We start from the raw sequence: 12,424 nt of genomic DNA on the forward strand, positions 1-12,424 counted from the left end.
AGCATCAGCGTCGGGAGGATGTCACAAGCAGAGCAGTCCAGCGCAGTCAAGCACGAATACGTGCGGGGTCAAGTGCACGCCATGTCTGGGGCAAGCGATGTCCACGTGACGATCTCGCACAATCTCATATCACTTCTCAAGGCCCGTGTGCGCGGAAGCGGCTGTCGGCTTTATGGGCTGGACATGAAGGTACGCATCGAAAGCTAGGATGTTTTCTACTATCCGGACTTGTTAGTCACCTGCGACCTGCGCGATCGCGCCTTTACCTACTACAAATGTTTCCCGAAACTCGTCGTCGAAGTGCTTTCCGATCGTACGGAAGCGTTCGACCGGGGCGATAAGTTTGCCAACTACCGCGAGCTGGCAAGTTTGGAAGAGTATCTATTGGTGTCGCAAAAGCGGAAACTCGTGGAGTGCTTCCGCCGCAATGCCGAAGGGTTGTGGGTGTTGCACGCCTACGGTGCGGGGGAGCAAGTGGAGCTGACCGGGGTAGGGTGGACTGGCGCGATCGCCGACTTGTACGAGGACGTTGAGGTTGCCTCGTGAGGTGGGTGGCTGCGATCGCGGAGTCCGTTTTCTCCAGTCAACAATACTGATTTTTTTGTTTTCATGGGCGAGGAACATCCTTACCTCAAGTGAATTGCCTGGATAGGATTAAGCATATTCAATTACCCCTTCAACCGATGCGCTCCCCCTGGCAGACTGACACTTCTCCTGAAATGCCTGTGAGCTCGCTACAAGCTTGCTTGATTTTAGGTGCTCGTGACAGTCAGGCGCTACGCTCTTTCGATTCTTGGTCTTGCCTGGGTTTTCTTGACCGGTCGGAGTGCCGAGCGGTAGCGGAGCTGGTTGGGAGCAGCGAGTGGTGGCAGAGAATTTGTAGGACCCCAGGGTGGCTGCTGTCGCGTTGCGCCGCATCCTCTAACTGAATAAGGGGGGCGAGCGTGCAACTCGTAAATACTGCTAGAGGTTTGCCGAGTCCCGTGGATGTCGGCAGCGATTGCCACTCAGAGTGAATCTCGTCAGCAACATTAATTAAAGATTGTGGGATTTCCTCGGGTGGATAGACTGAGCGTGGTGGCGGTCGCGGCATGCCTCACCTATGATTGCACCAGAGTGTTAACCCATAAGCCATGCCACCTGTCCGGGGACTTTCAGAGCCGAACGAGAAGACCGCCTCCAGGAAGTGCAAGCCCTCCCAGCGCTGTTGGGGTTTATCAACAGCAGTTGTTTTGGCGATGACGATCGCGCTAGCAGGAGGTGATGCGACCCGGGCGGAGGCATGTAAAGCTGAAGAGATACAAAACTGGGTTGAGGAACTCGAACAAGGAGGGGGAGGCGAGGAGCGAGCGAGAATCGAGCTGATCGATTGTGAAACAGATGCGATCGCCCCGCTGAGAAAAAAACTAGCGGTCAATGATTGGCAGTCCAACCCGCAGAAGTGGGAACTGCAGGAAGCGCTGCTCGAAGTCTTGACAGAGATTGCTGGCGATCTTGCCGAAGACGCACCGATGCTGGAGAAGGAGAAACTGAAGTCGGCGATCGCAAGGCTGAAGGACGGAATCTCTGTCCTGGAAAAGTTTGAGGAAGAGTTCCAGCAAACTCCTCCCAGCGTATCGGGGAACGCATTCGATACGCCTGAAAAGCGCACTGCTTATGCGGCAGCTCAAATCGCAAAGCTGCGACCGCCCCTGAGAAAACTGCAATGGTGGTTGTGGTGGCAGCAGTTTGGGTTGTGGGTGGGTGGCGGCGCGATCGCGGTGCTGGGCTACGGCAGCGTGCTCTGGCTGCAGCCGCTTTGGTTGTTGCGGCTGCCTACCAAGTTCAAGATTCCGAAAACGGAAATCGAGCTCACGATGGGGATGATGCGCCGGCTGACATATCGGCCGCGAGTGCTAGATCGGTGGGTGGCAATCCACCTTACGACAGCTCGGCAGGAGTTTGAGAAGAAGGATACGGTGCGCGAGCGGGCGGTGCATATCTCAATTCCTGCAAGGCTGGATAAGGAGTTATTGGTAGAGCCTAGCGGTAAAGACTTGCGGGGAATTTGCGCAAAACCGAGGTTCTGCGTGTTAATCGTGGCGGAAGGCGGATCGGGAAAGACCAGCCTGGCCTGTCAAATTGCCCTGTGGGCGATGTCAGATGACCCGGAGGAGCGCCTCTGCAAGCACCGAATGCTTCCAATATTGATCGAACAGGAACTCCCCGTAGTTGAGGAGGGGAAAGACTCACTGTTGGAGGCGATTCGGGGGCAACTCAACGATTTGGTACGTGCAGTATCCCCGATACAGCCGGAGTTGGTAGAGCAGCTATTGCGTCAGCGTCGTCTGTTAGTGGTGGTAGACCACCTGTCGGAGATGACAAAGGCAACTCGCGATAAAGTTCGGCCTCAACAACCCGAGTTCGCTATTAACGCGTTGGTCGTAACCTCCCGGCTCGATGAAAAGTTGGGCGGTGTCAACCGAACACGCCTCGAACCGTTGCGGGTGGAAGGCGATCGCTTGTCGAGTTTCATCGCCGGATATTTAGAGCGACTCGGGAAACGCGACCTGTTTGAGGATGAAGACTATTTCAGTGCATGTCGCCGCCTATCCCGCATGGTGGGTCAGCGCAATATCACCGTCTTGCTTGCTAAGCTTTTCGTCGATCAGATGGTCGAGCAACAGCAAGGGGCGGGGGGGACGCTGCCGGCGAACGTGCCGGAACTCATGTTGAGCTATCTCAATCAGCTCAATCGCACGATCGAACCGGCCAATCGACGCGATCGCCTCCAGGTGCAGAAAGACGCGCAGATCGTCGCCTGGGAGTGTCTGAGGCAAACGTATCGACCCGCGCCAGCGAACAAGGAAGATGTCTCCAAAGCGTTGAGAAGAACTGGAAGCACTACAGAAACTGCCCAAGAGCAACTGGACTATTTGGAAACTCGGTTGCGCTTGCTGCAGACCCTGGAGCCGGGGGACAAACTCCGCATCATCCTCGACCCATTAGCAGAATATTTGGCAGCTTTGTGGCTGGTGGGTGACTGTCGAGATGGCTCGGACGATCGCTGGCGGGACGTTCTGGACTCCGTTGACAAGGTTCTAGAAAGCACAAACGATGCGCCCGAAGCCATTCGAGGTTTCTTGCTGGCCGTGCGCGATGCTAGCTTGCTCAAGAAAAAAGAAGCTCGGGTTCCAGACTGGGTGCCGGAAGAACTGGCGCGAAAAGCGGGCATCGATCCAGAGGAACTGCGCCAAATTGAAGAAAAACGCCGGATCCGCTTGCTGATTTCCGAACTGTCTGCCCCAGAGTTAGACTACCGAATTCGCGCGGCTGAAGACCTGGGCGATCGCGGTGCTGCAGCGGCGATCGCGGTGCCGAACTTGCTCGGCATGGTCGAAAACCAGGAACAGAGCGTCGAAGCCAGAAAAGCGGCAGCAACCGCTCTGGGCAAGCTGGGAGCCAACAGCAACGCGCTGCGAGACCAGATTGCTGATCGCTTGGTGGCTCTGCTCGTGGATGAAGCCGAAGCGTCTTCTGCGGAAGATGACGATCGCCTTATAGTGAAGCGTAGCGCCGCTGAAGCGTTGGGGTGCATGCAGGCTGCGCGGGACGAATTAATTGATATTCTCGAAAATACCGCTCGGCCTCTCACTGTGCATCAGGGATGCGCGCGGGCTTTAAGTCGGTTTGATGCTGAAAGTGGCGCGCAGATGCCGGTGCTGGTTGTGCGTATACAGAACGGCCAAACAACGACCCAAGTGCGGCACGTCCGGGTTTGGAAAGAGTCCTTGCCAGAAGGACTAACCCTCGACCTTGTCGATATTCCAGGCGGGAGTTTCTTGATGGGCTCGCCGCCTGATGAGGCCGGACGAGATGTGTACCAAAGCGTGTTTCCTGAAACCGAGGGACTGGATGTGGAGGCGCAACATAAAGTTGCGATCGCATCGTTCAAAATGAGTCGGTGTCTCATAACACAAGCTCAGTGGCGGACAGTGGCTGCTTTGCCTCGAATAAAGTACGACCTCGACCCCGATCTGCCTCGATTCAAAGGAAACGATCGCCCCGTTGAGAACGTCAATTGGTATGAAGCATTGGAATTATGCGATCGCCTCTCAGCCCATACCGGACGACCCTACCGGCTGCTGAGCGAGGCGGAGTGGGAGTATGCCTGCCGTGCCAGATCGACGACGCCATTTCACTTTGGCGAGACAATAGATGTCGGGTTGGTGAATTACGATGGCAACTACACTTATGGGGAAGGAATACAAGGAGAGTATCGCCAGGAAACTACGGAAGTAGGTATGTTTGGGGTGGCGAACGCCTTCGGGTTGTCAGATATGCACGGCAACTTGTGGGAGTGGTGTGCAGACCACTGGCATCCTTCCTACGAGGGTGCGCCGACGGACGGCAGTGCTTGGTTAACAGAGGACGAAAGCAGCTTCCGCCTGCTGCGCGGCGGTTCCTGGAGCAACCTTCCGTGGTACTGTCGCTCGGCGCTCCGCTACCGTTACAACCCAGACGTACGCAACGGCATAAGCGGTTTCCGTGCGGCGTGCGACGCGCCCTGGACCGGATAGCCCTTTGCTATTTTTCCATCGAGCCCGCGTGATTGAAGGAGTGGTAAAGCCGCCTACAGCATTTACCAGGCTAGTGAGGTACACATGTTTTTTGGATTGGCTAAATGGCGGGGGTTCAAAAAGTGAGAGCGCACCTCACGAGACCGATAAATGCTGTATCTTTCCCCTATAACCGCGATCGCCATCCCAACGGCGAAGACTCCATAACGCCACCCCCACAGTACCAGCCCGGCTGTCAGCACTGCCACCAGGAACAGCGATCGCATCTTCAACCTTCTCGCCCCCAGGATTACCGCGAGGAATTGCTCCAGCTCAGAATCTCCTCGGCGATCGCCTTTGCCCCTTGGGCTTTGAGAGCGATCGCGCCTTTGCCACTGTCTCGACGAGCCACAATAGAGATGTAACCTTCACCCAGACGGTAGCCGCTCTCATGACCATTCGAGAACTGCTCGAAGCTGCCCAAGAACTAAGCCAGCGCGATCGCATCCGGTTAGCCAGCGAGCTCATGCAACTCGTCGCCCGAGAACTGGAAGACCCCGAGCCCACGTCATCCCCGTCCACACCGTCCGAGGATCCTTTCGTCGGTCTTTTCTCTGGGTCTGCGGAACTTGCCACTCAAGCTGAAGAGATCCGCCAGCAAGAACTGCAAACCTCGTCTGGCTTCACGTGGAAGGCGTATTAGCGGACACCGGCTTTGTTGTGGCTTTGGTCAACCGCAGCGATCGACGCCACCGCAACGTCGTCCCTATCTATCAACAGTATCCGCAGATTCCGCTCCCCCAGCTGGTCTTGGGAGAAGTTGCTTACCTCATTGGTAGAGATGCAGGCATCGCCACCACAGTTCGGTTCCTGAAGGGCATACCAGCCAGCCGATTTGAGACGATTTTTGCAACTGACGCTGACATTGCCCGCGCTGCAATGATTCTGGAGCAATACATCGACAGCAAGGTCGATTTCGTTGATGCCTGCATTATGGCGATCGCCGAAAGGCTCGACATCCCAACCGTGCTGACTATCGACCGCCGCGACTTCCAGATTTTCAGACCGAGACATTGCCAAGGCTTTATCCTCAAACCGTAAACAGTGTCAGAACAGCACCGCAATCGCTACCCCAACTCCGAGCCGCCATAACGCCACCGCCACACGGCTAGCCCGACCGCAAGAGGAGCTCACAACAGCAGCGATCGCGTCTTCAACCGCCTCGCCGCCAGCATCAACGCGAGGAACCGCTCCAGCTCAGGATCTCCTGGGCGATCGCTTCTACACTCTGGGACTTTGGGAGCGATTCTGCCTTTGCCCGCTCCACTGCCGCGCAAAGGTCGTCGGGCAAGTCATCGTCGTTGAGGTTGGCCGCAATCGCGTACGTGGTTGCAGCAACTTGCTGCTCAACAGCTACTGGGAGGTCGCTGCCGAGTTGGGTGCCGACCTGGACCCGTTGCGGGACTTCCTGACCGGGCAGAGCGATCGCCTCCCCTCACACCTCCGAGAGTTCGTCGGGAGCAGCCAGCAACTTGCCGAGAGCAAGGACATCCCGGCGCTGGCGGCGGCCTTCTTCCTCGGCAGCGAGAACGGGACGGGCCTCCTGCGCGACTGGCTGCGGTTTTCGAGACCGCTGTAATAAACGCGCAAGGGAGTCAGGGCAAGGATTTCAAGAAGCCGAAAAATTTGTCACTTAGATTTCGCATAATCTGGGGCCAATTCTAACGGTAATTAGCGGTAATTCTTTGACGATCGATGTGCAGATTGGGGTTGCGGCGGTTTGCTTTTTAGGAAGTGAGATCGCACCCTCCCACACGAGGCACTATTATGGCCGAGTGTCATCGCATGGGTACAAATGTCCTACGACAGCGTATGCAAATTTATCGCGGAGAACTTCACTGCTGATATCACCACCTGGTTGCTGGGCGAGCCGGTTGAGTTGGTTCGCCTGGAGCCCTCCGAATTGGTGAGCAGTCCCATCTACGCCGATACCCTGGTGGCACTGGAAGACCGAAACCTATCGTTGCACATTGAGTTTCAGGTTGAGCCGAAGCCAGATATCCCATTCCGAATGCTGGATTACGCCGTACGCGCCATTCGCCGTACCCCCGAGAAAGCAGTGCGGCAGGTGGTGGTCTATCTGCGGCGATCGCGATCTCCGTTGGTGCGTCAAACTGTCTCTGAGCGAGATAGTACTCGCCACGAATTTCAGGTCATTCGCATTTGGGAAGAGCCTTCGTCCCGCTTTCGGGAATTACCAGGCCTACTTCCCTTTGCAGTACTCTCTGAGACAAGGGATCGCGAGCGGACATTACAGCAGGTGTCGAGGCAAATTGAAGACATAGGCGATCGCGGGCAACGGGGCGATGTCGCAGCCTCAACGGCAATTCTGGCAGGGTTAGTATTGGATAAGGATCTGATTCGGAACGTACTGCGGGAGGACGTGATGAAGGAGTCGGTGGTCTACCAGGATATTGTGGCAACTGCAGAAGAGCGCGGCCGACAAAAGGAAGGCCTCTCCTTTGCCTCGAGGATGCTGAAGCGCCGTTTTGGAGAGTTGCCTCCCGAAATAGTACAGAAGGTTGAGGGGTTATCTCTCGCATCCTTAGAGCAGTTGGGCGAGGCACTATTCGATCTCTCCGATCGAGCTGCTTTGGCTACCTGGCTTCAAGAGCATCAATAAGTGAGAGCAGGACGGCCGTCGGTATCCGACCGAAGAGCCCCCTCATTTAAACAATAAAACCCATTCGGCTCTCTCACGAAAGCCATCCACACGCTAACGCGATCGCGCTACCTACGCCGACCAGCACCCCATAGCGCCACCGCCAAAGCACCAGCCCCACTGCCATCGTCGCCACGACTAGCAGCGATCGCGCCGACAACCTTCTTGTCTTCAGCATTACCGCAAGGAATTGCTCCAGCTCAGAATCTCCTCCGCGAGCGCTTCTACACTCTGGGACTTTGGGAGCGATTCAGCCTTTGCCCGCTCCACTGCCGCGCGCAGGTCGTCGGGTAAGTCATCGTCGTTGAGGTTGGCCGCGATCGCGTACTTCGCCACTTCCACCCCTGCCTTCCATTCCTGAGCCAAGCGCATCAGTTGGGCGAATTGCTGCTCCCGATATCCGCTTCCGCTACTAGATGCATCCGCGGTCTTCTGGGGATGCACGACGGACTCCTCGGGCAACGTTACGGAACGTTGCGCTTCCAGAAATCCCTCAATCCTGCCGCGATCGCAGTAGTACCTATGTAGCGCGTCGAGCTGCCGTACGTGCTCGGCAGTAAAGTACGCGCGACGCTGCCGATCCTTGCGCGCCTGGATATCTAGGTATTTCAGCCATTCGTAGAACATCGTCTTGCCAATGCCGTACCGCTGCAGCAGCTCGCTGCGACGCGCCTGAGTGGGAAGTTCCATTGCTCTCAACCTGCTGGAAACGTCGCCGGATGTCTACCCGGACGAGTTCATTTTAGTACAAATGTACGCATTGCGTTCCGATTTGCTGCGGAATCCCGCGGACTGCTCCAGCATTGGTTTGTTCGAGCGCAGGTGTCAATCCGATGGAACCCAGCCAGAGTTATCACCAGACGGGGGTGGCGATCGCAGATGCCTTCTCCCGTCTCACACCCCCCAAGCGGGTGGCGCACGTCGCAGTAGCTCTCTGCTTTGGGGTGGGGGATTTCGCGCATTTGGCGCAGGCACTGTCGCACCAGCGCGCGCGGGCGACAGCTCATTGTGTTGATGCACCTCGACCAAACTGGTTGGCGGCGGTCCCGAGTTGCTTCCCAACCGCTATGGGGAGGTCGCCGCCACTCTAGTCCCAAACCTAAAACCGAAACGGACGTTCCCGGCCGGGCGCAGCGATCGCCTCCCCTGGCACCTCCGAGAGTTCGTCGTGGGCAGCCAGCAGCTTGCTGAGAGGGGGACATCCCGACACTGGCGGCTGCCTTCTTCCTCGCTAGCCAGAACGGGACGGGCATCCTGCGGGTTTTGCGGCAGTATCTGCATCCGCCGAAATCTGCTCCTCCTTCCCAGCCTCCGCGCGATCGCCGACTAGGAGCAATTCCACGCGATCGCCCCCTTGAGCTGGTTTGCGGACTCTGTTCGAACGATCGCCAGAATACTGCCCTCGCGATCGCAGTCCAGACCCGCCGCCGTTGTGGGATGCAACCTCTCAACGGATGGCTTCTAATTCACTTGCTGTCTGAATGCCATGTCCAACCGCCCCTGGTTTACCCGCCGCGAGCGCGTCTTCCATCTCCTCGATGAGTGCTGGTGTGAAGGTCGCCGCTCCCATCAGCAGCTCAAAGGTCACGTCCGTCGTGCCACCGGCACGGCCTGCTCCCCGAAGCTGATTGTCGCGTGGAAGCGCGATCGCCACATTCCCCTAACTTGTCACAAGGAACCCGTATGAAACCCGCTACCGCCCGCCTGCAAGTCGTCAAAAAACAGCTCCCCCCCAAGCGCCCGCGTCGAAGTAAGCTGCGGAGGGAGTGGGAAGCGTTTCTGCGCTGGAACGCCTACGCCGTCGGTTTCGTAGCTCCCGCGTCGATGATCCCCCAAGTTGCTCTGGTTTGGCAGGGGCACATCGTGGGGATTGCCCTCATCTCCTGGATTTTGCTTTCTTTGAAGAGCACGCTGTTCGCTTTTTGGGGACTGGAGCGCCGCGTCTGGGTGGTGGCGTTCAAGGAGGGGCTCCAGGCGATCGCCAACCTGCTGGTACTGGCCGGCTTCATCTATCACGCATACTTGAAGTGAGGTGAGCCACGATCTGGTCGACGTCAGAGAAATCTGGCAGTGCAGGCGATCGCCTCCCCGATCGTGGAGGATCCTCCGTGCCAGAGCTGCGCAGCAAGCACAGCCCCCCTGCGGCTTCGGCACCCTGATTGATGAGGGTTGCCCCAGGGCATCGGGTCTACGAGCGCGTCATCGAGTTCGTGCGCCATCGCTCGGGGGGCTGTTGCTCCCGGCGAGCGATCGCCCGCTGGTTGCTAGAGAACGTGCATTACAGCGATCGTGGCCTGAATGCCTCGAAGGAAAACCATCGCTGGCAGGGAGCTTAAGGCATCGAGTACTCGATGAGCCGTCGGGGCAATTTCTTGGACAATACTCTGGTTGAAAGCTTCTTTGCGACGCTGAGGACCGAGCTGGTGTATGACACCAACGCCCTCAACATGGAGGAAGCAAAGTCCGAAATCTTCGAATAAATCGAGGTGTTCTACGATCGGCAACGACGGCACTCGACCCCGGGCTGTGCCACTCCAGCAGACTTCGAGCAAGCCACATCAGCAACTTAACCGACTTGTGCAAAACCCGAGCAAGGCCAACTGGAGAGCAAGCTCTTGCAGCACCTCGAAGATCTCACACCAAAGGTTGTAGCTGCGCTACGGTGCGAAGAGTTCGTTCTCGACGCTCTATCTGTCGCAATACTTCCAAGTGTTGGTATTTGCGCGCTTTAACTACTGATGGCAATGGATAGCTGAAACGATGGATCTACCTCCGAGCCGGCTCGGAGATCTTTATGCGAATAGAGGGCGAACAGAGCGCCTTTTTATACCCCCTCAAAGTTACTGATGAGGCGTGAGGCTTCGGGTCGATCGCTTCAAACGCAGCGCGTTGAATACCACGGATACCGAACTGAGCGCCATCGCTCCGCCGGCAATTGCCGGATTCAAGAGCAACCCGAAGGTCGGGTACAGCAACCCGGCCGCGATCGGAATGCTGGCAACGTTGTAACCGAAGGCAAACCAGAGGTTCTGTCGGACATTCCGCATCGTCGCCCGACCGAGCTGAATCGCGATCGCGATGTCGTGGAGGTTGCCGGACATCAGGGTGATATTGCCAGCGGCGATCGCGACGTCGGTGCCGGTGCCGATCGCGATGCCCACGTTTGCTTGAGCGAGAGCTGGCGCGTCATTGATGCCATCGCCGACCATGGCAACGCGCTTGCCTTCCTGCTGTAACGCCTTTACCTCCTCGGCTTTACGATCCGGTCGCACGCCGGCCGCAAAACGCCAGATGCCGGCCTCCCGCGCGATCGCTTCGGCAACGCGTTCGTTATCGCCCGTCAAGACCATGACTTCCAAGCCCAGCAGCTGTAGCACCCGCACCGCTGCTCTTGCCTCCGGTTTCAGCACATCTGCCAGTGCGACGATGCCTGCTGCGCGATCGCCGATTGCCAACCACACCACGGTTTGCGCGCGAGCTTCCCATGCGTTGGCGCGATCGCTTAACTCAGACGTATCGATACCATCTGCCTCCAACCAAGCACGCGTGCCAGCGCGAGCGGGGACACCCGCCACGTTCCCCTTCACACCGCAGCCCGGAACGGCCTCGAACTCCGCGACCGCTGGCAGCTCGGCACTGGCAATGCCCCAGTCGGTTACGTAAGCGACGATCGCCGCTGCCAGCGGATGCTCCGACTGCCGCTCCAACCCTCCCACCAACCGGAGTGCCTCCCGATCGTTTAGGGTGCCACCTGGAGCAATCGCAAAGTCCGTCACGGTAGGATTGCCCTGGGTCAACGTGCCGGTTTTATCCAAAATCGCCACCTGCAGCTTGCCCACAAGCTCGATAGTTTCCGCATCGCGGATGAGAATGCCCCGCTCGGCACCGATGCCAGTCCCCACCACAATCGCCATTGGGGTCGCCAACCCCAAAGCGCAGGGACAAGCAATAATCAGCACGCTAGCCGTGGCGACCATGCCCAAGCCCGGATTGCCGCTTGCCGTCCATACCGCGAACGTTACGAGCGCGATCGCCAGAACCGCCGGGACGAACCAACTCGTGACGCCATCGGCAAGGTCTTGAATTGGCGCTTTGCTGCCCTGTGCCTGCCGCACCAGCTGCACGATCTGCGCGAGCACAGCATCCTTGCCAACGCGCGTGGCCTGCAGTTGAAAGCTCCCGGTTTTGTTGAGCGTGCCGCCGATAACCTCGTCGCCAACTTGTTTGAGGACGGGCAGCGACTCGCCGGTCACCATAGCCTCGTCCACCGAGGAGCTGCCGGCAACCACCTCGCCGTCCACCGGCACCGTCTCGCCCGGACGTACGCTGACGCGATCGCCGACGACAACTGCCTGCACGGGTAGGTCGAGTTCTTCCTCATTGCGAATGACGCGCGCCGTTTTCGCCTGCAGCCCCAACAGCTTGCGAATGGCAGCGGTGGTTTGGCCGCGCGCCCGACTTTCCAACCAGCGTCCGAGTAAAATCAGCGCGATGACCATTGCCGCACTCTCGAAGTACACCACTGGGTCTGCGCCGCGCGCGCGCAACCAATCCGGTCGTACCGTTGCGAAGACGGAGTACGCATAAGCCACTCCCGTTCCCAGCGCCACGAGCGTATTCATATCTGCCGTGCGGTGCCGAAGCGATCGCCACGCGCCGACGAAAAACGGCTGGCCGCACCACATCACGACCGGCGTTGCCACCAACCCTTGCACGAGCGGGGCGTGCAGCCACATCGGTCCGCCTAACATGCCGCCCATCAGTGCGGTACTGGCTACCGCCGCAACAACGAAACGTCGCAGGAGTTGTTGTTGGTGCGATTGCCGCTCGTCTGTATCCACCGGATCGATCTCCATCGACAGATCGTCCAGCGGCTCGGCCCGGAAACCAGCCGCCGCGACTGCCTGCTGCAGCGCCGACAAATCAACGCGATCGTCGTGCCGTATCGTCGCCAATTCTGCTCCGAAATTCACCTCGCAAGTTTGAACGCCGCCGATCGCTTGCAATGCCGCCTCGATGCGTCCGGCACAGCTCGCACAACTCATGCCATATAGGCGCAGGTAATCGATAGAGAGGTCAACACTGGCGCGGATCGGTTGAGTTGGCATGGTTTGCAGCTCCAAGTTCGATCTCCTGTCAAACATCGCATCGGCATCATCAGGGG

At 58.0% G+C, this 12,424-nt stretch carries 12 protein-coding genes and 2 pseudogenes; 11 read left to right on the plus strand and 3 right to left on the minus strand.

The genetic code is table 11. The features are described from left to right. Positions 1–18 precede the first annotated feature (18 nt). The 6 genes and pseudogenes from KR51_RS09540 (at position 19) to KR51_RS09565 (ending at position 7,221) form a co-directional block, all read left to right on the plus strand. Positions 19–546: pseudogene (locus KR51_RS09540) on the plus strand (Uma2 family endonuclease). 587 nt (positions 547–1,133) lie between these two features. Further along, entirely contained in the window at positions 1,134–4,559 is a 3,426-nt protein-coding gene (locus KR51_RS20215; protein ID WP_022607177.1) for an SUMF1/EgtB/PvdO family nonheme iron enzyme, read from the plus strand. Between the two features lie 430 nt (positions 4,560–4,989). Next, positions 4,990–5,241 (plus strand): hypothetical protein, encoded by a 252-nt coding sequence (locus tag KR51_RS09550; protein ID WP_156915060.1) that lies wholly within the window; start codon positions 4,990–4,992, stop codon positions 5,239–5,241. Beyond that, on the plus strand, positions 5,226–5,639 hold the full coding sequence (locus KR51_RS09555; RefSeq protein ID WP_022607183.1) for a type II toxin-antitoxin system VapC family toxin: 414 nt from the start codon (positions 5,226–5,228) through the stop codon (positions 5,637–5,639). The genes KR51_RS09550 and KR51_RS09555 overlap by 16 nt, the downstream gene beginning before the upstream one ends. A 298-nt stretch (positions 5,640–5,937) precedes the next feature. Then, complete coding sequence (locus tag KR51_RS09560) at positions 5,938–6,177, plus strand: hypothetical protein (RefSeq protein WP_022607185.1); 240 nt, start codon at positions 5,938–5,940, stop codon at positions 6,175–6,177. Positions 6,178–6,393: 216 nt separating this feature from the next. Continuing rightward, positions 6,394–7,221, plus strand: coding sequence for a DUF4351 domain-containing protein (locus KR51_RS09565; protein ID WP_022607187.1), 828 nt, complete (start codon positions 6,394–6,396; stop codon positions 7,219–7,221). Positions 7,222–7,294: 73 nt separating this feature from the next. Here the strand turns inward: KR51_RS09565 and KR51_RS19625 are convergent, their stop codons facing one another. Beyond that, a complete protein-coding gene (locus KR51_RS19625) occupies positions 7,295–7,438 on the minus strand; it encodes a hypothetical protein (protein WP_022607189.1) in 144 nt (47 codons plus the stop codon). Next, positions 7,438–7,950 (minus strand): hypothetical protein, encoded by a 513-nt coding sequence (locus KR51_RS09570; RefSeq protein WP_022607191.1) that lies wholly within the window; start codon positions 7,948–7,950, stop codon positions 7,438–7,440. Before KR51_RS09570 ends, KR51_RS19625 begins: the two co-directional genes overlap by 1 nt. A gap of 143 nt (positions 7,951–8,093) precedes the next feature. Here KR51_RS09570 and KR51_RS19630 point away from each other — a divergent pair, with 143 nt between their 5' ends. From KR51_RS19630 to KR51_RS21270, 5 genes and pseudogenes are all read left to right on the plus strand, one after another. After that, positions 8,094–8,351, plus strand: coding sequence for a hypothetical protein (locus tag KR51_RS19630; RefSeq protein WP_156915061.1), 258 nt, complete (start codon positions 8,094–8,096; stop codon positions 8,349–8,351). 395 nt (positions 8,352–8,746) lie between these two features. Next, the gene (locus KR51_RS19635; RefSeq protein ID WP_022607193.1) at positions 8,747–8,947 is read left to right on the plus strand and encodes a hypothetical protein; all 201 of its coding nucleotides are present in this window, start codon (positions 8,747–8,749) and stop codon (positions 8,945–8,947) included. Then, positions 8,944–9,291 (plus strand): hypothetical protein, encoded by a 348-nt coding sequence (locus tag KR51_RS09580; protein WP_022607195.1) that lies wholly within the window; start codon positions 8,944–8,946, stop codon positions 9,289–9,291. Before KR51_RS19635 ends, KR51_RS09580 begins: the two co-directional genes overlap by 4 nt. 131 nt (positions 9,292–9,422) lie before the next feature. Continuing rightward, the gene (locus KR51_RS19640) at positions 9,423–9,596 is read left to right on the plus strand and encodes a hypothetical protein (protein ID WP_156915062.1); all 174 of its coding nucleotides are present in this window, start codon (positions 9,423–9,425) and stop codon (positions 9,594–9,596) included. Further along, positions 9,597–9,830, plus strand: a pseudogene (locus KR51_RS21270) (integrase core domain-containing protein); the annotation flags it as partial. A 270-nt stretch (positions 9,831–10,100) separates the two neighbouring features. Here the strand turns inward: KR51_RS21270 and KR51_RS09590 are convergent. Next, a complete protein-coding gene (locus KR51_RS09590) occupies positions 10,101–12,368 on the minus strand; it encodes a heavy metal translocating P-type ATPase (protein WP_051358144.1) in 2,268 nt (755 codons plus the stop codon). Between the last annotated feature and the right edge of the window lie 56 nt (positions 12,369–12,424).

This window comes from Rubidibacter lacunae KORDI 51-2, assembly GCF_000473895.1.
GTDB classification, from domain to species: Bacteria; Cyanobacteriota; Cyanobacteriia; order Cyanobacteriales; family Rubidibacteraceae; genus Rubidibacter; species Rubidibacter lacunae.

What these genes read in the sequence shown, in the direction of transcription:
- KR51_RS20215 (WP_022607177.1), top strand. Translation starts at nt 1,134, where the DNA reads ATGCCACCTGTCCGGGGACTTTCAGAGCCGAACGAGAAGACCGCCTCC.
- KR51_RS09550 (WP_156915060.1), top strand. Translation starts at nt 4,990, where the DNA reads ATGACCATTCGAGAACTGCTCGAAGCTGCCCAAGAACTAAGCCAGCGC.
- KR51_RS09565 (WP_022607187.1), top strand. Translation starts at nt 6,394, where the DNA reads ATGTCCTACGACAGCGTATGCAAATTTATCGCGGAGAACTTCACTGCT.
- KR51_RS19625 (WP_022607189.1), bottom strand. Translation starts at nt 7,438, where the DNA reads ATGCTGAAGACAAGAAGGTTGTCGGCGCGATCGCTGCTAGTCGTGGCG.
- KR51_RS09570 (WP_022607191.1), bottom strand. Translation starts at nt 7,950, where the DNA reads ATGGAACTTCCCACTCAGGCGCGTCGCAGCGAGCTGCTGCAGCGGTAC.
- KR51_RS19630 (WP_156915061.1), top strand. Translation starts at nt 8,094, where the DNA reads ATGGAACCCAGCCAGAGTTATCACCAGACGGGGGTGGCGATCGCAGAT.
- KR51_RS19635 (WP_022607193.1), top strand. Translation starts at nt 8,747, where the DNA reads ATGTCCAACCGCCCCTGGTTTACCCGCCGCGAGCGCGTCTTCCATCTC.
- KR51_RS09580 (WP_022607195.1), top strand. Translation starts at nt 8,944, where the DNA reads ATGAAACCCGCTACCGCCCGCCTGCAAGTCGTCAAAAAACAGCTCCCC.
- KR51_RS19640 (WP_156915062.1), top strand. Translation starts at nt 9,423, where the DNA reads ATGAGGGTTGCCCCAGGGCATCGGGTCTACGAGCGCGTCATCGAGTTC.
- KR51_RS09590 (WP_051358144.1), bottom strand. Translation starts at nt 12,368, where the DNA reads ATGCCAACTCAACCGATCCGCGCCAGTGTTGACCTCTCTATCGATTAC.